This is a genomic window from Streptomyces sp. NPDC001507 (genome assembly GCF_042894765.1).
Classification (GTDB): domain Bacteria; phylum Actinomycetota; class Actinomycetes; order Streptomycetales; family Streptomycetaceae; genus Streptomyces.
This window is the reverse complement of the sequence record NZ_JBIAVV010000019.1, coordinates 62571-79303: the sequence shown is the minus strand read 5'-3', so window position 1 is coordinate 79303 and position 16733 is coordinate 62571. Positions and strand designations below refer to the sequence as shown.

Genomic DNA, 16733 nt, shown 5'->3' with positions numbered 1-16733 from the left:
TCCTCGCGCGCGAGGACATCCTCACACGCTTGCGCGCAGGATCAGGCCCAGTGAAACCTGGGCACTTCACCAACTGGCGGCACGGCCTGTGGCCACCTCGAGGCTGGGCAACGAAACGGCGGGACGCTCAGCGATGCCTTGCTACTCCTCAAGTGAGTTGTTCCTGAACAGGGGAAAGGCGTTGAAGTAGGCCCGGAACGACTTGATTGCGTCCTGCGACCTCTTGGCAATGTGTACCTGCCCGCCGAGCCCGATGATCGCCTGCTGCGCGGTCCCGTGGCCGTAGTGGGCGAAGCGCTGTCGGTAGAGGTCGACGAGTCGCTCGAAGTGCCCGTGCGGGGCGAGGATGTTGTTCGCGAAGAAGCCGTTGCCGTAGTAGGCGGCCTGCTCGGCGATCTCCGGTGTGCGGATGGAGCCGTGCCAGACGAACGGCGGTACGTCGTCGAGCGGGCGTGGTGTGGACGTGAAGCCCTGAAGCGCGGAGCGGAAGTTTCCGTCCCAGTCGACTACGTCCTCCCGCCAGAGCCGGTGGAGCAGGTTGTAGTTCTCCAGGGCGAGTTCCAGGCCCTTGCGGATGTCCTGGCCGAACCATGGATAGACGGTGACGGTATTGCCCCGGCCGATCACCAGGTCGACCCGGCCCTTGGCGAGGTGCTGGAGCATCGCGTACTCCTCGGCGATGCGTACCGGGTCGTTCGTGGTGATGAGGGTGACTGAGGTACTGAGCGTGATCCGCTCTGTCATGGCCGCGATGTGGGCGAGAAGGGTGGTCGGTGAGGAGGGGATGAAGGGCGGGTTGTGGTGCTCGCCGATGGCGAAGACGTCCAGTCCCACATCCTCGGCGTGCTTGGCGGTACGTATGACCGAGTCGATGCGCTCTGCTTCGCTGGGGGTGTGGCCGGTGATCGGGTCACGCGTGACGTCGCCGACGCCGAAGATCCCGAATTCCATGGTGTGTGATTTCTCCGAAAGTTGGGGTCTGTGGGTTCGGCAGTCCGTGCGGAGGGATTTCTCGGTTGCGCTGCGGTAGGTGAGTTCCTGCGGCGTGCCAGAGGCGCTGCCGTGTGGGCGCCTCGCTCTGACGAGAGCTCCGGCCTGGGCCTGCGGATGAGCCGAACTGCTCCGCCCGCCGGTGTCCCGTTCGGCGGCTGCTCTGCCGGCGTCGGACATGCGACGGCGCCCAGACTCGAGGTGGCAGGCGGACGCCGGACCCGTGCGAGGGAGTCAGACAGGCGCCCTCGCCGAAGTGCCGAGGGCGCAGCCGTCATCGGTGCGGTCGGGGTGGGCCTGCTGGGTCAGGCAAGCGTGGTGACGACGTCGACGGGGTTGGCGAGGGTGTCCCGGATGGCCGAACGCTCTTGGACGAGGGCGATCAGTTCTTCGAGCTGTTCGCGGGTGGCGTCGGGGGCGTCGAGGTCGACGCGTACGCGGATCTGCTGCAGTCCGGGACGGACCGAGGGGGCGATCCCCAGGAAGCCGCGCATGTCGATGTCGGCCTCGAGGTCCAGGCGGATCGCCCTGAGCTCGATGCCCAGCAGGGCTGCGTGCGTGGTGGTGGTGACCGTGTAGCAGCCGGCCAGTGCGTGCAGGACGTATTCAGCCGGCGTGGGTGCGGTGTCGGTGCCGAGGGCCGCGGTGGGCTCGTCGCTGGACATTTCGAACTTCGCCACGCGCGTGTCGTCGCGGCTGCCGCCCTGGGTCAGGGGACCCGTCTGCGTGGTGATCCGGTAGCCGCCCTGCCAGGAACCGCCGACGGTGAAGGTCGCCCGGGCAAGTCCGGGCTTGGCCCGGAGGGTGTCGGCGCTGTCCTGAAGGGCACTTACGTCGATTTCGTTGATGACAGACATGGCTGCTGCCTCTCTCTGAGTGGGGGGATGCCATGGAGGCGAGCGCCGGCCGTCACGGCCTGCGGCTGGATGCGCGGGTTGTGTCCCGGCGCGGCGCTCTGACCACCGGCCGGCGCAGTTGTCGGCTCCAGAAGGTCACGAAGCGGTCTTGTCACCCTCTTCTTCGAAGAACTTCATGGCCATGAACCCGTGGGCGTAGCTGCCGCCCGCGCGCAGGGCGGCGGACGTCATGATGGTCTCCGCGAGTTCCTGCTGCGTTGCGCCGGCGGAGCGCGCCGCCTTGGTGTGTGCCTCGATGCAGTACGCGCACTGAGTGGTCAGGGCCACGGCGACGGCCATGAGTTCGGTGTACTTGGGCGGGATGACGTTGTTGCTGCCGCGCAGGACCTGGTTGTCCCAGGCCACGAACGCCTTGAAGGCGTCGGGGGCGCCGGCGCGGATGTGCTTGGCGTACTGGTGGTCGGTGTGCTCGTGGTAGGACACGATGCTCCTGTGATGTCGACCGCGCAGGGACCTGCGGGTCCCGTAGCCGGTGTGGGGAGGGGAAGTCGGCGGGGGAGCGGCCGTCAGTAGATGTTGCGGCCGGCCCGGACGCCGCCGTCGACGTCCCAGGTGGCCCCGGTGATCCAGTCCGTCTGGTCGGACAGCAGGAACGCCACGGTGGGAGCGACATCGTCGGGGGTTCCGACCCGGCCCAGGGGGTGGAAGCTGTTGAGGCCGTCGAGCACGGAGTCGATCTCTTCCTTCGGGATGAACGCCTCGTAGATGGGAGTGCGCACCACCGCGGGAGCCACGGTGTTGACCCGGATCCCGTACGGCGCCAGCTCCATGGCGAGGTGCTGCGTGAGGGAGTGCAGGCCCGCCTTGGCCACCGAGTACGCCGACGACGGGGTCGCGGCCATGGCCTGGTGCGCCAGCATGCCGCCGATGTTGACCACGGCACCCTTGTTCCCGCGGACGATCATGTTGCCGGTGACGGTCTGGGTGATGAAGTAGAAGGCCCGGGTGATGGCCTGGTAGCGGTCGTAGTCCTCCGGGCTGTGGTCCAGGAACGTCTTGGGCTCGAAGACACCGGCGGCGTTGACGAGCAGGGTCGCGTCGGAGTGCTGCTCCGTCAGCTCCTCGCGCAGACGGTCGACGGCGGCACGGTCGAACAGGTCGACGGCCAGACCGACGGCCTTGCCGTACTCGGCCAGTTCACCGACCGCCTTGTCCGCACTGTTCTGGCTCCGGCCGGTGACGACGGCGGTGCCGCCTCCTTCGAGCACCCGGCGTGCGGAGGCCAGGCCCATGCCGCTGGTGCCGCCGATGACGACGAGCTTGCGTCCGGTGAAGTCGAGAGTGTTTGTGGACATGCTGTGGCGCTCCTTAGGTACAGCACAAATCCCTCAGGATTCGTGAATTACAAGATGTCTTTACAAAAGGGACTGTTTACGGTCGGCCCGGCGCACGGAGCGGCGGCCGCCCCTCCTGGTTGCGGGGTAAAATCCTTGCTTGCGGAATGCAAGTAAGCACTCGGGGCGCTGAGCCGGCTGCTCGCGTGAGGCGCCTGCTCGCCCCCATGATCCGGAACCTCGCGGCGCCGGTCCGTCCCTCTGCTTCGGGGATGCCTCGACTGTAGGGCGCCCTCTGTGGCGGCGGTAGAGGATCAGGGCGAATGTGGATATAGCGGGTTCCTATGCCCTAAGGAGAGACTGCAGTCGTGAACATCGAGACATTGCGCTACGTGCAGGCCGTGTCCCGCACGAACTCGTTCAGCGCCGCCGCGCGGGCCTACGGCGTGACCCAGCCGTCCCTGTCCAACGGCGTGGCCCGGCTGGAGGAGGAGTTCGGCGTCAAGCTCTTCGACCGCTCGCCCCGGGGAGTCCGACCCACACCGCACGGCGAGCAGATCCTGCCGCTGATCGACCGCGTCCTGGACGACCTGGACACCCTCCTCGCCGAGACCCAGCGGCTGGCCCAGCCCGCCGTCGAGCCCATCCGCATGGGCGTGTCCCCCTTGATCGGCGCCGAACTGGTGGGCCGGGCATATCAGGCAGCCCGCACTCTGGAGCGTCCCAGCGACCTGATCCTGCGCGAAGCAGACCACGAACCCCTGACCAAGGACCTTCAGGCGGGCCTTCTGGACATCATCCTCGTCCCCGCCGTACCCGGTCTGCCCAGGTTCCGACATCGCGTGATCGCCCATGAACCGGTGGTCGTCGTCGACACCGCAGCCTCGGCAGAAGACGGTCCGGTCGAACTGAAGGAGGTAGCCGACGCTGCCTACATCCTCGGCCCGCGCACCTGCGGCCTGACCACCTTCACCACGGACCTCTTCCGCGACAGCAACCTGTCACTGCGCACCTATCCCGGAGAAGCCGCCAGCTTCCGGGCCGTGGACGAGTGGGCGGCCCTCGGCCTCGGCGCAGCCCTCCTCCCCCGCTCCAAAATCACCCACGAACACACGAACTGCCGCCCCCTCCTGCAGTCCGGATCCCCGGTCGAACTTGCCTACGAAGCCGTCTGGGACTGCGACACCCCACTCGGAGCAGACCTGGAGGAACTGGTCGACGCGCTCACCACACTGGAGCCGGACCCGGTACCACAACGGACCGAAGACCGGCAATAACCGGTACAGCTGTGCAGCCACTTGGCCCCGTAGCGCTGCGTCCACGCCGACCACCGAAAAAACCTGCTTCCACTCGGCTTAAGTCAGAGGCTCATATCAGCATCCAGTCGTTTCCCGGCAACCACAGGAGTCATTAGCGGCTCCCCTTCGACCGACAACAACTAAAACGAATTTCACAAAATATCGACCGCATATGACGGCCCGGATTGGTCATGGGCGAGTCCCCTGGGCACATGATAAATGGTCCGCATACTATGTCGGTAGCGAGCATCAACACTCAGACAGGCCGGTCACCATGCACTGCTATGACTGCTTTCTCGAAATTCACGCCTCGACCGTTCCAGCCACCCCGGACATCGCCGCTGCCGTGTGCGCACGGTGCGGGGCCGGCGTCTGCGGTAGGCATGCGCACGCCACCTGCGAACCGATTCCAGGCGCGCCCGCATCCACTGGGGCGCCAGAAGCCCGGCGGATCACGTGCGACCCGTGCTATAAGGCGGAAACCGCCGCAGCCGGTCAACCGTAATTCGTCTCCGCACGTCGACCTCTGTCAGCAGCACGGAACGCGTGCTGCCGACAGAGGTCGACGTGCGCGAATTGGTTGTAACGCTCCCGTGATGCCCGGAGTTACCGGCCGGGCTGCCGCTGAGTGATCTCCTGGAGCACCCACCCGTTGCCGTCCGGATCGCTGAAGGTGGCGTAGGAGGCGTAGGACGTCCGGTCCGGGTTCGGGCCCGCGATCCGTTCCTGGCCAGCGCCCCGGTGCACGGCATCTCCGGCCTCGTGGCCGTGGTGAAGGAGTCCCCCTGCATCGTGGAAAACGTCGCTGACCTTGATGCCGCGGCTTACGAGTTCCGCGCGCGCCTGCTCGACATCCGTGACGATGAGATAAAGGCCCTGGGCTGAACCGGGAGCAGCGTCGATCACGCCCTTGCCGAAGATGATCGAGCACGCGGAGCCGGGAGGTGTGAGGTGCACCAGCCGATAGTCGTCACTGAACGTATTATCAACGTCCATTCGGAACCCCGCTGCCTCGTAGAAGCTCTTGGCTCGATCGACATCGGAGACCGGGAGCACAATAACTTCGAGCTTCATGTCCATATTCTTCACCCTCGCAGGATCGAATTCCGGAAGAATGAGACACGCAAGAGACCCGAATTAAGCGGCGCCTTGAAGGCTGGCGAATTACCTTCAAATTCGCCGCCGTTCGGGGTTTCGCTACGTCATAGATACGGCCGACGCTCTCATCCATTGTCACTCGTGCGTGACACGATCGCATTCTGAAGCGGACGACAGAGCCGCTGGGCCCGTCCCGGAGTTTCTTTGGCACCACCACGGCATGTTCTCGCCGCACGAATGGCTTCCTATACATCCTTGACTGGGCGACCCAACAGCGGCCGACGAGTTGAGGCAGCGGATCGGCGTTGGTCCCTCGGCGGGAGTCGAGCGCAGCTTCCAGCATCCCCGGTGCGAGGCGATGCTGTATCCCGAGGCGCTGGAGCTAGAATCGAACTCATGAACGAGTTGCCGCCAGATGCCCCGCGCCTGCGTGCGATCCTGGCGTACCTCGACAAGCAACTCGCCGACACCGACACCGTCGCCACCTACCTGCGTCTCCAGAGTGGCGCGGTGGTGGCCGCGCTCTCCCGTGCCGAGCGCATGGCCATCCCGCGTCCCGTGATCTCAGCGCCGAAGCGGCCCCCCGCCCCCACCGACCGTCGTGAGCCGCTGGCCGTCTGCTGACCCGCTACATCGTCGAACGCCCCGAGAGCGCCCGGCAGGCCGCGCTCGTCCACACCAGCAGCTGCACCAAGGGGTTCATGAGCGGCAAGCCCATCGATGCCGACCTCGCCCGCCAGGCTCTCGTCAACGATCCCCGCGGGCCGGGCACAGGTGATCTTTTCGCGGGTGGAACTGACGGGCGGGCGAGGTGTGCGGCCCACCCGGCGTTCTGCGACCGGCGATGCGGTCCTTGCCCGAACCGGGTCCGGCTGGGTGCGGCCGGGGCGCAGCATGTGCATGGCTCCGCGGTTGCAGGACCGGCGGAACCAGGCCGGTGCTGCCACGCAGGGCCTCGCAGGGAAGTAGTCGGCGTGCGTGGCAGCACGAAAGAAGCATCCTGATCTGCTGTTTTGCCTTCACCGGGCCCCGCCGCCGACGCGACCCAGGATGTGACCCAGGGCGCGACCCGGAGCCTCGCCGCCAGCTCCCCAAACGCATCATGGCCCGCCCCCCGAGTTCTGGGGGGCGGGCAACGTCGTGTCCGGCCTCCGTCTACCAGCGCATGCCGAGCTGGTCAAGGTGGGCGCGGCGCTGGGGGCTCAGCTTCGTGGCGCGGCGGCGGGTGTTGTCGAGGAACGCCCCGAGCTTGGCTCGCCGTTGACGTCCTCCACGTGCTTGCGGGGCACGGTCAGGTGGCCTTCGCGTGCGTGGAACTGCCGTGCGGCCGCAAGGCTGGCGTTCCATCGGGCATCCTGCGTGCGGGGCGTGCCCGGCACCGGCACACCCTCCACTGCGGGTTGGATGCCGATCGCCTCCAGGAGCCACTGCTGCGCGGGCATGAGCCTGTCCCACCCCACCCGCTGGCCGGTGATCCACACCCCCAAGTCTTCCCCTTGGACGATGAGTTCACCGGGCCCGGCCGGGAGTGCGCCGCCGGCCTTGGCGTGAGCGAGCACGAGCCGGTAGCTGCGTTGCCAGGAGATGTCCCACACCGGGCACCATCCTGGGTCCAGGTCGGCCAGGGCCTCCGTACGGGCCTGTGACAGTTCTCCGGCGTAGGAGAGGCCCGTTTCCCCGGCGGCACGTCGTTCGGCGTTCTCGGCCGCCTTGCGGGCCGCGGCACGGGCGTTCTTGACCCAGAAACCGAGGGGGAAGTTGTCGCCGCCCCACACGGCCGTGGTCGGCGGGAGGAGATGCCCGTGCACTGCGGCGTACGAGCGTGCGACGGCGAGGCCGGCCTCCCACGCCGAGGCTTGGACCGATCACACCATCCCCAGCGCCTCCAGTTCCGCGACGCGGGAGGCTTCCAGCGTTCCGGCCGCGTAGTAGCGGCGTTGCCAGGACCAGCTGCACCCACTCGTCGTCCGGGTCCAGATCGGCGTGCGGGCCGATGGTACCGGTGATCAGCCGGGCGAACGCGTTGCTGCGATGTCCCGCAAGATGCCCAGGCCCCGCCGGGTCTGGGAAGGCGACAGCTCGGCCGCCGCGACCAGCTGCCGGAAGCTCAGCCCGACCGGGCGGGCCTCCACCAGCGCGACCCGGATCCGCTCGGCGGACACCGTCGGCTTCAACGGCCCTCTTCGCACCGCTACTCGCCTTCTACTGGCCGGATCGGGGCATCCGGACGACCGCGGTTCCTCCGTCCAGATCGACCGTGGTCCTGTTCGGCGGAGCCCCATCATCCTCGTTGTCCGGTAGGACCAGTGCCGACTGGCGCTCCTTCAGCTCGTTCTGCTTGCCCGGCGACAGACTCGCGTGCAGCTGCTCGAACCCGGTCGCCGATATCTGGCCCTGACGTGCACTGTTCCGCCATGGCAGCACCCCGGCCCGTCCCGCGCGGATCAACAGCTGGTCAACGAAGGCCAGCAACGTCAGCACGACGACCAGTCCGGGAAGGGTCATGAAGAAGACGAATTCCATGTCCTGAGTATCCGGGCCAGATTCTCCCCGCACTCAGCCTTCAATGACACACGCTCAAGGTTCGTTGGCACAGGACACTCATCCGGCGCTCACCTCCCCCGCCACGCTATCGAACGGAAAATCGAACACGCGAGCGCGAAGTGCGTGATCACGTGCCTAGAATAAAAAATGTGTTCGATAACTCGCGGGATCTTCCGGACGACCTGGATCGGCTCCAGACGCTGCGGATCTAGCATGCCATGTGGCTGGAGCGCATCGACCGCAAGGCCGCTGGCCTGCGGCAGCGGCAGGCCGAAGAGGAGCGCGGCCGGGCCCGCCGCCCGCCGGCGCCGGACTGGGTCCTCGAACTCAACCGCGCCACGGGGCACCCGCTGGCCGTGCATGCCGGCGACTGCGGGATGGCCGGCCGCCGGAAACAGCCGATCGGCCCAGGCGACGCCCGCCGCCTCCTCACCACCGACGGGGTACCGGCCTGCCCGATCTGCCGCCCGGACACTTCACTGCACATCGTCGATGGCTTAGCCAGCCTGGCCACAGCGCTCCACTCAGTCGGAACACGGAATGGTGGTGGCGCTGCAGGACGCGGCCACCACCATCGTGCGCAGGTCAGGGCGGGGCGGAGGCCATGCCGTGCAGCGGGGGAGACCGTAGGCTGAGGGTGTAGGTTCTAGCCGTTCGTGTCGGATGCCGCCCTCGTGGCCTGCGGCTTCGTCTGCTGTCTCACGACGTGTCGGACGCTGGAGTCTCCCGCCCGTGTCGTCTTCTCGATCGTCCGCGCTGGGCGGTGCAGGCCGTCGATCCTGTGACCTGGGCTGTCCGATCGCAATCGAGTTGGCAGGTGGCGCGTCTGTGATCTGCGGGGCTGCCAAGTGGTTTGAGAATGCCGTCCTGTGGGGCTCTCAGGCCTCCCGCCTTCACGGAAGGCGGGAGGGCGATGTCATTTGGAACGGGGGACGGGAACATGGGCGAGGAGGGACTCGACGGTCGGCTCAGGTCGGCGGTTCGGGCCGGGGACGCCGAGGCGGTGCGGGATCTTTTGGATAGGGGCGCGGATCCGGACGCGGTGGACGCGAACGGGCTGCCGGTGCTGTGCGTGGCGGTGGCGGCGTATGACGATGCGGTCGCCGAGGCGTTGGTAGAGGGCGGCGCGGACCCCGACCGGGTGCTGCCGGACGGGTCCACGCCGCTGTGGCGTGCCATCGACGGAGGCTCGCCGGCGGTCTTCTCGGCGGTGCTGGGCAAGGAGCCCCGGCTGCGGCTTGCGGAGCCCGCCCGTGAACGTCTGCTCGCCCTGGCCCGCAGCTGGTACGAGACGGGCGCGGCCGAGGAACTACGGCGCAGGACAGGCACGCCGGTTCCGGCCGCGACGGCCCGGGTCAAGGACGGCGAATACGACTGGATCGATCAGGTCTCGGTCGGTGGCCTCGTCGCGCGGGTCGGGCACGGTGCCATCCTGACCTCGCTGGAGTGGGCCTTCCGTGTTCTGACCCCAGTCGACGAGCTGATCGCCCGCGCTGTCGAGCATCGGGATGAGGAGCATGTGGACTGGTCCACGGTCTGCTGGATCCTCTCCCAGCGCCGCAGCTTCGAGACCTGGTCTGCCGTAGTGGCCCATCGTCACGACCCGGACCGGGTGCATCGTCTGTTCGTGGCGGACTACCTGTGGAGGCGGGGGATCTTCGACACCGGCTCCTCCTACGAGAAGGAGGAGAGCGAATTCCTGGCCGCCTGGGCAGCCGAGGAAACGGACGGCGAGATGCTCGCGAAGGTGCTCGACGTCTTCACCGGACACGACCATCCGGACCAGGAGGCCATCTTCCTTCGCTACGCCGGCCATCCCGACCCGCGCGTACGCCGCGAGGTGCCCTACGCCCTCTGGGGCGACCACGGGCCCCGATCGCCCGCGGCCCGGGCCGCTCTGCTCACCCTCATGAGTGACCCCGACGCCGAGGTGCGGCTCAGGGCCTGCACGTTGAGCATGCGGGACGGCGGCCTCCTCCAGGAGACCACCCGGGCGCTGCTGCCGCTGGGCGAGGCACCGGATGCCCGTGTGCGAGGCGCGGCCGCGGGGGCGCTGGCCGTCTCCCCGGACCGTACACCTGTCGTCGCCGACGCCTTAGTGGCGTTGCTCGGTGACGACGACCAACTCGTGCGTCTGGAGGCCGCTTACGGTCTCGCCCTGCGCGACGACCCGCACACCGGCGAGGCCATCGAGCGGGTGGGGCCTCTTGGTGATGGCTTCAAGGACGACCATCGGGCCGCCCATCTCTGGTCCTGGAGATGGCGGAAGGAGCACCCTGGCGACGAGTGACGACCGCCCGGCGTGAGCACCCGGACGGTCTCACGGTCGATGTCGCATCTGTCCCGTCTCATTAGATCTTGAAGAAGTGAGGCCGCTGACCTGCGGGGTGACAGGTTGAGTCGCGACTCGCGGAGGGCGAGACAAGGCGTCCCGGAAGGGCTGCGGCCAGCGCCGAGTACGCGTCTCATCGATCATGGCGGGGTGGTGCTTGCTGAGCTGGGAATCGTCAGGATGGTGAGACGCCTGCTTTCAGGGTTCGCACTCAAGGTGACAGTTTCCTGTGGCTGCGCGCCGCAGTTGGCCACTGCGGCGCTCGGCGTCGACTGAACCTCCGCCAGTCGGTTCCCGACCTCTCAACCGATGATGTGCTGGGGAACGGCCAGGTCCGGGTTGGCGGACAGACGTATCAAAGCCAACGGATCGTCCTTGGAGCAGGCGCCGGCGACCACGTCGATCAGCTGGTCGTAGTCCGGTCCGGTCTTGCCCTCGTAGGCTGCGGTCATGCGGCCCCACTCGTCCCAGGGCAGTGTCTCCTGCTTGCGGAGTGCGGCGAGGTCGCGGACCACGTTGCCGCTGATCTCATGCGGCCCCCAGGCATGATCGGTGCCGACCACCCCGAACGTGTGCGGATCGATCATGCCGCTTCGGTATTGGGCCCATGCCTCGCCGCCGGTGAGGAACTCGCCCGGAGCGAGGTCGTCTGGGCGAGCGACGAAGTCCTTGCCGAGATGTTCGGTGTCGACGCGAACCCATCGGCGCTGGTCATCGTCCCAGTACTCGGTGATCCAGTGGTCGAAGCCGCGCCCCTCCTGGAAGTAGGTGCCGAAACCGCACCGGGCGCGGGAGGTGACACCTCGCGCCCGCAGGATCGCGCAGGCGATCGTGGCGAAGTGACGGCAGGTGCCGATCACGCGTGTTTCGGGCGTTCGAGGCCGGTGCAGTGGAGCCGGATCCAGGGCAGTCAGCGCGGCAATCAGTGCGTTGACCGGCCGGATGTTCTTCTCCGCGATCCGGTCCTCGGGAATCCCTAACGCCGCGGCTTCCATGGGCTGGATGACCAGTCCCTGAACGGCGGCGCAGATGCCGACGGGGTCGTCTGGCAGTCCCTCGATGAGCGGGAGTTGCGCCGCATCCAAAGTCGTGAAGGGGCCGGGCTGCGCGTAGTTGAGCATGTCTTCGGTCACAGCTGGGCATCGTAAGGGCTGGGTCTGACACACCGGCTCAGCCGATCCCGGGCCCCGCGGCCCTGAGGTGCTCAGTCACGTTTCCGGCCCAGGTCCGACGGGAGTTGCTGGGGAGCGATGCCGAAGCGTTGTGCCGTCTCGGTCGGTGGTTTCGCCAGTGGGGTGAGGCGAACAGGCGGGTGAGGACGACGGCTTCGGGATAGGTGACCAGTTCGATCCGGGCCTCGGAGGGGCGGTGGGGATCACCGAACGGGTCCTCGCCCAGCACGTCGAGTCGGCGGTTCCAACGCTGCCGAAGCAGCGGGCTGCCGACTTCGTTGGTGAACCACTTGATCAGGCGGTCGCGGGCACCGACGTAGGCCAGCGCGGTGGAGGGGTGGGTTCCTCGGCGAGCGATCCGCTGATGTTGGCGGTTGGCTTGGAGAACCTCAGGTAGTCGCGTGAGTCTGTGCTGTTCGTCTCCGAGGAGCCATCGGCGGTGCCGGTGACAGACGCCTTCATGGTGCGGTGTGCTGCGGATGACGAGACCGCGGACGTGGCGGCGGGCCATGCAGGGGCGGCAGGCCGGGCGGCGCCGCGGCTCGATGACCTCCTCGGTGGCGGACAGTGGCAGCCGCCGGATCGGGTTCCCGATTGTGCCGAGTGGGGGCATCGCGTGGATCAGGGAGGCCGGGCTCCGGCTGGTCAGGGCGGCGAGCCGTGACAGCCCCTCCGGGGTCCGGTAGCCGACCCGGTTGTCGTCACGGCGGTGCTGTCGCGACGGGCCGATCAGGGATGAGAGGTGCCCGATGGTGAGGTGGTTGGCGTCGGCGAGCCGGTTCAGGTAGGAGCCGATCGTCTCGCCGTGAACGGGCGGCGGCGTGAGCGGTAGCGCCCGCAGCCGGGTGGTCACGCGGCCCGTTTCTCGATGCGGGTCCGGCGCCGGCGTGCGCGCGGGAGGTTCTGCTGCTCGGCGCTCTCGTCCAGGTCGACCCGTTCCAGCGACGCCCGGGTGATGCGCTCGCTGCCGTCGAGGATGGCGTCCAGGGCGGCTTCGCGGACGAGGTGGGACAGGCTTCCGATCATGCCGCCGGTGCGGTCGTGCAGATAGCTGCTCAGCTTCAGCAAGGTGCCCGGCCGGTGGGCATGCAACCGCAGGGATTCCTCCAGTGTCGCGACCAGCGATCGCCAAGAGCTGCGCTGTTCCTCGGTCTTGTGGCGGAATGGGCTGGTGGGGATGAGGCTGTAGCGGCTGGCGATCTGCCCGCCGCGCCGTCCGGCGAACAGACCGGTGCCCTCGACATCGACACCGGCCAGGACGAAGGTCGCAGGGATGCGCTCGGAGAGGTACTTGATCTGGTCGGATGCCTCGGCGCCGACCCGCGTACCGATGTCGAGATTGTGCAACTCATCGATGAGCACGAGACGGCAGCCGAGGGTGCAGAGCAGATCGCAGACCTTGTTGGTGACCTCCACCTGGCTGTAGCGCGACGGCAGCGGCAGGCCGGTGAACCGGGCGAACTCGATGGCCAGCATCTTCGGAGTGGCGGCTGGCGGGACGGTGACATAGACGACCGGCAGGGCCTTCGACGGGATCTCTCCCCGGCGCCGCCCCAATTGTTCGTAGTTCTTGCCCAGTTGCGTGATCGCGGTGGTCTTCCCGGTCCCGGCCGGCCCCGAGACGATCAATCCCCGGCGGGCGGAGTACTGGTGCCGGTTGAGCAGGATGCGCTTGCGGCCGGTCGCGGCGACATGGCGGATCGTCGGGGTGGAGACGATCACCAGTTGAGCGTGGTAGTCCTCCCGGGCCCGGTCGTAGTCCGCCCGTTCGGACTCCGGCAGCCGCTGCAGGGCCGAAGGCGGCAGGACGACCGGCGGTGCGATGGTCTCGGCGACGAACGCGGCCCAGCCCTCCTTGGTGGTCAGCGGGTAGTCGACTTCTTCCGGCTCCAGCAGGTGCGTCATCAGCGGCTGCCGTCGGTGAAGGCGTCGAACACCCCGAAGGGGATGACCTTGCCCACCGCCTCGTCGTCCGGCTCCGCCTCCTCCACCGTCTCCGGCGAGACCTCGACCGGGCGGCCGGGGACCGCGGAGGCGGCCCGGGTGCGGGCGGCGATCCGCCGGTCAGGGCCTGTCCCGGCCCGGGTCAGCAGGTCCTCGACCGCCGCCGCGATGGCGCCCTCGTCGGTGGTATCCGCTCCCCGCGCGGCCAGCAGCGACCGAGCGTGGCGCCAGGTGAAGTCGGCGAACGGGGCCGAGACCGTGCCCAGCCGGGTCCACGGGACCGTGATCCAGCCCCCGGCCCGGGTGTCGCGTACCCAGACGTGGGAGAGGTCGTAGGGGTCGTGATGGACCTCCCAGAGGTTGCCTTTGACGTCGACACCGGACGGCTGACGCCGGTAGGGGCCCAGCTCCCGGCAGTCGTAGGTGCGGTAGTCGATGGTGATCCCGTGGTCGTTGATCTTCCGCCACTCCACCGGCAGCAGTTCGATGTAGTCGTCTCCGCTCAGGCAGACCGGCAGATGTCCCGAGCGGGAGACCAGCAGCGCGTAGACGTCGTTCGGCGAGAGCGCCCGGCCGGGCAGGAACGGGCTGCGCAGCCCGTCGTGGGGCCGGGTTTGCCAGCAGGCGATAACCCATTCCTGGAAGAGGTCGGCAAGTTCCGCGATGGTCCAGACGGCCTCGACGTCCTGGCCGCGGCGGGTGACGTTGGAGCCGACGTAGCCGGCGACGTGCTGGCAGAACAGGGTGTTGATCGAGGAGAAGGTGCGCTCGACGACACCCTTGTCGGTTGGGGTGGCCGGCCGGGCGGGCTGGAGGGAGATGCCCAGTGTCCGGCAGGCCGCGATGAAGGTGTCGGAGATGAAGACCCTGCCTCGGTCGACGACGATCGTGTCCGGGACGATCACCGGCTTGGCCGCAGCGTGCTCCAGCCGGGCGTCGATGCTCATCAGGCGGGCGTGCGGGATCAGCGAGGCCGACATGCGCAGCGCGTCGGCCCAGCCGGGCCGCATCGGCTCGGGCACCAGTATCCGCGCCAGCAGCAAGGCGGCATCGACCGCCTTCGTGCCCACCGGCCGCAGGATGGCCGCGCAGACCGTTCTTGAGGCGATATCGACCGCGATGGTCAGCTCGACTCTGCCGGTCACCCCGTCGTCCAGGACCGCCAGCACGTCCAGCGGTGTGGTGTCGATCTGCACCACCTCGCCGGGCCGGGCGGCCATGGTCGGCGTGAACGGCGACTCCGGCCGCCGGGCCTGCGATCGCCTGGTCGTGGCCGCCTCGAAGCTGTGCCGCCCCTCGGCCAGAGCCTTCACCAGCCGGTAGAGCGTCGCCCGTGAAGGAATGGGCACCACGCCTTCGCCGTGGCGCTCGGCCACCAGCTGTTCGGCCTGTCGCATCGCCCGGGTGCGGGTGCCGGTCGACTTGTTCTCCTGCGCGGCGAGCACCTCGATCAGGGCTTCCACCAGCCGTTCATCCACGCGTCCCGTACTCGGCTTGGACAGCCGTGTGGCCCGCCGGTCCACCAGACCCCACACACCCTCATCGCGCCAGCGCAGCCGCATGCGGTGCAAGGTCCGCTCCGAGACCGACGTTCCCGAGGCGGTCAGCTCGGCGGCCTTTGCGGTGATCCGCTCGTTGATCGTGCGCCACTTCGGGTCGAACTCCGGCCGGGGACTGGTGCCCGCAGGTGCATCCGGCGGCACCCCGGTTTCGACCTCGATCAGGTGCCGCTCGAAGAACTGGGCCTTGCGCAAGGGGGGTTCGGGAACCGTGTCCAGCTGCCCGAACGGCGGCAGGCCCGGCGTACTGGCCTGCGAGTCGAGCAGCTCGAAGTCCTCGGCCGCCATGAGGTGGGTGAACATCATCAGCGACGGTGCCCCGTGGCTGTCGACCAGCCGGACCGTGGTGCCCGCGAGCCCGGCCACCGTATGAACCTGCCCGTCGAAGCGAACCCGGTCGCCAACACGTAGTGCTCCACGTGGACTTGTCCGGCTCATCGCTCCTCGCTCCGGCTCACCAGCGTGCGGTCGCTGAGCGGATAGGACAGATCCGCGGCCAGGCGTCCGCACCACAGCAGGTGGAACACCACCGGGAGAACCTGGAGGGGATCGCCGACGGACGCGGCCTGGGCAAGCAGCGGCGCGGGGACGGCAAAGGACGCGGTCACCGCCGCATTGAGCCCCTCCGCCTGCCCGTAACGGGGGTGCCGGTAGCCGGCGAGCCAGCGCAGATTCGCCACCCGCACCGCGTCGATCTCCCCGGCCAGCCGATAGGCCCAGCCCAGCTGGTCGCAGGCGCGGCGCATCGCGGCGAACGCCACCGCGGAGCGGGCATCGATGCGGTCTGCCGGGCGGCAGTCCACCACCAGGCCCGTCCCGTGCGCTGCCCGCGCGAAGAAGTCCGGCGCGTGCGACCGCCCGCGGCCCGATGCCTCATCGCGCCAGAACAGCCAGAACGGCTGCGAGGCGAACCCCACGACCTGCGGATCGAAGTCCATCAGGATCGCGTGATCGCGCTCCAGCCACGACTCGAACCCGACATGCCGCCCCGTCGTCGCCGACCAGTACAGGCCCGGAAAGTGCCGTTGTCCCCGGTACGACGGAAAGTCCCGGACCGGCGCGACCTCCTCAAAGGCCACCTCCGCCGCGTACCCCAACGGCTTGCGTACCTCGTCACCACGCTCCAGCCAGGCCAGATCGAAATCCGAGACCTCCGGCGGAGCCCCACCCCGCAGGACCTGTACCCCATCCATGACTCGACCATCACGGATGCCGTGAGACAAGCCACATGGAACGGGACACGGGTCACCCCTGAGGGTGACCGCGCCCTCGACAACAGCCACCGGACATGAGATTCGAGGCCGCCCCGCTCAGATCAGTGAGACTTCTCCAATGTCCTGTCGAAGTGCATCTGTCAGCTGACGAGCCGTTGACCTGTCGGGATGCCAGGTCGTTTGAGAAGGCGGCGGCTCTGGGTTCTCAAGTGACCTGGCTTTCGCGGAAGTCGCGGTTTCGATAGAGGCAGAACCTCCGGAGGGGGTCCTGGGTTCCGCGGGGGCCGGGTTCCAGCGACGCGAACGTCAGGCCGAGCAAACGGCGCACGGCACCACGCGGACCTCCAGCCCTCAGCCCGCGCAGATGAGTTGCCAGTAGACGCTGTCTACG

General features: G+C 68.1%; 16 protein-coding genes and 1 pseudogene. 4 read left to right on the top strand and 13 right to left on the bottom strand.

Annotated elements, in window-relative coordinates:
- Positions 1 to 144 precede the first annotated feature (144 nt).
- The 4 genes and pseudogenes from ACFY0K_RS43705 to ACFY0K_RS43690 form a co-directional block, all read right to left on the bottom strand.
- Positions 145 to 951: pseudogene (locus ACFY0K_RS43705) on the bottom strand (CE1758 family FMN-dependent luciferase-like monooxygenase); the annotation flags it as partial.
- Between the two features lie 344 nt (positions 952 to 1295).
- Positions 1296 to 1847, bottom strand: a complete 552-nt coding sequence (locus ACFY0K_RS43700; RefSeq protein WP_390644610.1) for an OsmC family protein — start codon at positions 1845 to 1847, stop codon at positions 1296 to 1298.
- Positions 1848 to 1982: 135 nt separating this feature from the next.
- Positions 1983 to 2330, bottom strand: coding sequence for a carboxymuconolactone decarboxylase family protein (locus ACFY0K_RS43695; RefSeq protein ID WP_390644609.1), 348 nt, complete (start codon positions 2328 to 2330; stop codon positions 1983 to 1985).
- An 83-nt stretch (positions 2331 to 2413) separates the two neighbouring features.
- On the bottom strand, positions 2414 to 3202 hold the full coding sequence (locus ACFY0K_RS43690) for an SDR family NAD(P)-dependent oxidoreductase (RefSeq protein WP_390644608.1): 789 nt from the start codon (positions 3200 to 3202) through the stop codon (positions 2414 to 2416).
- 347 nt (positions 3203 to 3549) lie between these two features.
- Between ACFY0K_RS43690 and ACFY0K_RS43685 the strand changes: the two genes are divergently transcribed.
- The gene (locus ACFY0K_RS43685) at positions 3550 to 4458 is read left to right on the top strand and encodes a LysR family transcriptional regulator (protein ID WP_390644607.1); all 909 of its coding nucleotides are present in this window, start codon (positions 3550 to 3552) and stop codon (positions 4456 to 4458) included.
- Between the two features lie 627 nt (positions 4459 to 5085).
- Here ACFY0K_RS43685 and ACFY0K_RS43680 read toward each other — a convergent pair.
- Positions 5086 to 5559 (bottom strand): VOC family protein, encoded by a 474-nt coding sequence (locus tag ACFY0K_RS43680; protein ID WP_390644606.1) that lies wholly within the window; start codon positions 5557 to 5559, stop codon positions 5086 to 5088.
- A gap of 414 nt (positions 5560 to 5973) precedes the next feature.
- On the opposite strand from ACFY0K_RS43680, the gene ACFY0K_RS43675 reads away from it, so the two are divergent.
- The gene (locus ACFY0K_RS43675; RefSeq protein ID WP_390644605.1) at positions 5974 to 6201 is read left to right on the top strand and encodes a hypothetical protein; all 228 of its coding nucleotides are present in this window, start codon (positions 5974 to 5976) and stop codon (positions 6199 to 6201) included.
- A gap of 578 nt (positions 6202 to 6779) precedes the next feature.
- Here the strand turns inward: ACFY0K_RS43675 and ACFY0K_RS43670 are convergent.
- The 3 genes from ACFY0K_RS43670 to ACFY0K_RS43660 all read right to left on the bottom strand — a co-directional run bounded on the left by ACFY0K_RS43670 (position 6780) and on the right by ACFY0K_RS43660 (position 8100).
- Complete coding sequence (locus ACFY0K_RS43670; protein WP_390644604.1) at positions 6780 to 7385, bottom strand: helicase associated domain-containing protein; 606 nt, start codon at positions 7383 to 7385, stop codon at positions 6780 to 6782.
- A 198-nt stretch (positions 7386 to 7583) separates the two neighbouring features.
- Positions 7584 to 7751 carry a hypothetical protein gene (locus ACFY0K_RS43665; RefSeq protein WP_390644603.1) on the bottom strand — a complete coding sequence of 56 codons (168 nt, stop codon included), beginning with the start codon at positions 7749 to 7751 and terminating at the stop codon, positions 7584 to 7586.
- Between the two features lie 28 nt (positions 7752 to 7779).
- Entirely contained in the window at positions 7780 to 8100 is a 321-nt protein-coding gene (locus tag ACFY0K_RS43660) for a DUF6191 domain-containing protein (RefSeq protein ID WP_390644602.1), read from the bottom strand.
- Positions 8101 to 8339: 239 nt separating this feature from the next.
- Between ACFY0K_RS43660 and ACFY0K_RS43655 the strand changes: the two genes are divergently transcribed.
- The gene (locus ACFY0K_RS43655; RefSeq protein ID WP_390644601.1) at positions 8340 to 8756 is read left to right on the top strand and encodes a DUF6233 domain-containing protein; all 417 of its coding nucleotides are present in this window, start codon (positions 8340 to 8342) and stop codon (positions 8754 to 8756) included.
- 278 nt (positions 8757 to 9034) lie between these two features.
- Entirely contained in the window at positions 9035 to 10411 is a 1377-nt protein-coding gene (locus ACFY0K_RS43650) for a HEAT repeat domain-containing protein (protein WP_390644600.1), read from the top strand.
- A gap of 344 nt (positions 10412 to 10755) precedes the next feature.
- Here ACFY0K_RS43650 and ACFY0K_RS43645 read toward each other — a convergent pair whose 3' ends face one another.
- From ACFY0K_RS43645 to ACFY0K_RS43625, 5 genes are read right to left on the bottom strand one after another with little or no spacing between them, the layout of a single operon-like run.
- Positions 10756 to 11586 (bottom strand): transglutaminase-like domain-containing protein, encoded by an 831-nt coding sequence (locus tag ACFY0K_RS43645; RefSeq protein ID WP_390644599.1) that lies wholly within the window; start codon positions 11584 to 11586, stop codon positions 10756 to 10758.
- 37 nt (positions 11587 to 11623) lie between these two features.
- Positions 11624 to 12478 carry a TniQ family protein gene (locus tag ACFY0K_RS43640; RefSeq protein ID WP_390644598.1) on the bottom strand — a complete coding sequence of 285 codons (855 nt, stop codon included), beginning with the start codon at positions 12476 to 12478 and terminating at the stop codon, positions 11624 to 11626.
- Entirely contained in the window at positions 12475 to 13530 is a 1056-nt protein-coding gene (locus tag ACFY0K_RS43635; protein WP_390644597.1) for a TniB family NTP-binding protein, read from the bottom strand. The genes ACFY0K_RS43640 and ACFY0K_RS43635 overlap by 4 nt, the downstream gene beginning before the upstream one ends.
- Positions 13530 to 15566 carry a Mu transposase C-terminal domain-containing protein gene (locus tag ACFY0K_RS43630; RefSeq protein WP_390644596.1) on the bottom strand — a complete coding sequence of 679 codons (2037 nt, stop codon included), beginning with the start codon at positions 15564 to 15566 and terminating at the stop codon, positions 13530 to 13532. The genes ACFY0K_RS43635 and ACFY0K_RS43630 overlap by 1 nt, the downstream gene beginning before the upstream one ends.
- Positions 15563 to 16321, bottom strand: a complete 759-nt coding sequence (locus ACFY0K_RS43625; protein ID WP_390644595.1) for a TnsA-like heteromeric transposase endonuclease subunit — start codon at positions 16319 to 16321, stop codon at positions 15563 to 15565. Before ACFY0K_RS43625 ends, ACFY0K_RS43630 begins: the two co-directional genes overlap by 4 nt.
- Between the last annotated feature and the right edge of the window lie 412 nt (positions 16322 to 16733).

Coding starts and splice junctions, on each gene's coding strand:
- ACFY0K_RS43655 (WP_390644601.1), top strand. CDS start 8,340: ATGTGGCTGGAGCGCATCGACCGCAAGGCCGCTGGCCTGCGGCAGCGG.
- ACFY0K_RS43700 (WP_390644610.1), bottom strand. CDS start 1,847: ATGTCTGTCATCAACGAAATCGACGTAAGTGCCCTTCAGGACAGCGCC.
- ACFY0K_RS43630 (WP_390644596.1), bottom strand. CDS start 15,566: ATGAGCCGGACAAGTCCACGTGGAGCACTACGTGTTGGCGACCGGGTT.
- ACFY0K_RS43690 (WP_390644608.1), bottom strand. CDS start 3,202: ATGTCCACAAACACTCTCGACTTCACCGGACGCAAGCTCGTCGTCATC.
- ACFY0K_RS43625 (WP_390644595.1), bottom strand. CDS start 16,321: ATGGATGGGGTACAGGTCCTGCGGGGTGGGGCTCCGCCGGAGGTCTCG.
- ACFY0K_RS43675 (WP_390644605.1), top strand. CDS start 5,974: ATGAACGAGTTGCCGCCAGATGCCCCGCGCCTGCGTGCGATCCTGGCG.
- ACFY0K_RS43650 (WP_390644600.1), top strand. CDS start 9,035: ATGTCATTTGGAACGGGGGACGGGAACATGGGCGAGGAGGGACTCGAC.
- ACFY0K_RS43635 (WP_390644597.1), bottom strand. CDS start 13,530: ATGACGCACCTGCTGGAGCCGGAAGAAGTCGACTACCCGCTGACCACC.
- ACFY0K_RS43660 (WP_390644602.1), bottom strand. CDS start 8,100: ATGGAATTCGTCTTCTTCATGACCCTTCCCGGACTGGTCGTCGTGCTG.
- ACFY0K_RS43680 (WP_390644606.1), bottom strand. CDS start 5,559: ATGGACATGAAGCTCGAAGTTATTGTGCTCCCGGTCTCCGATGTCGAT.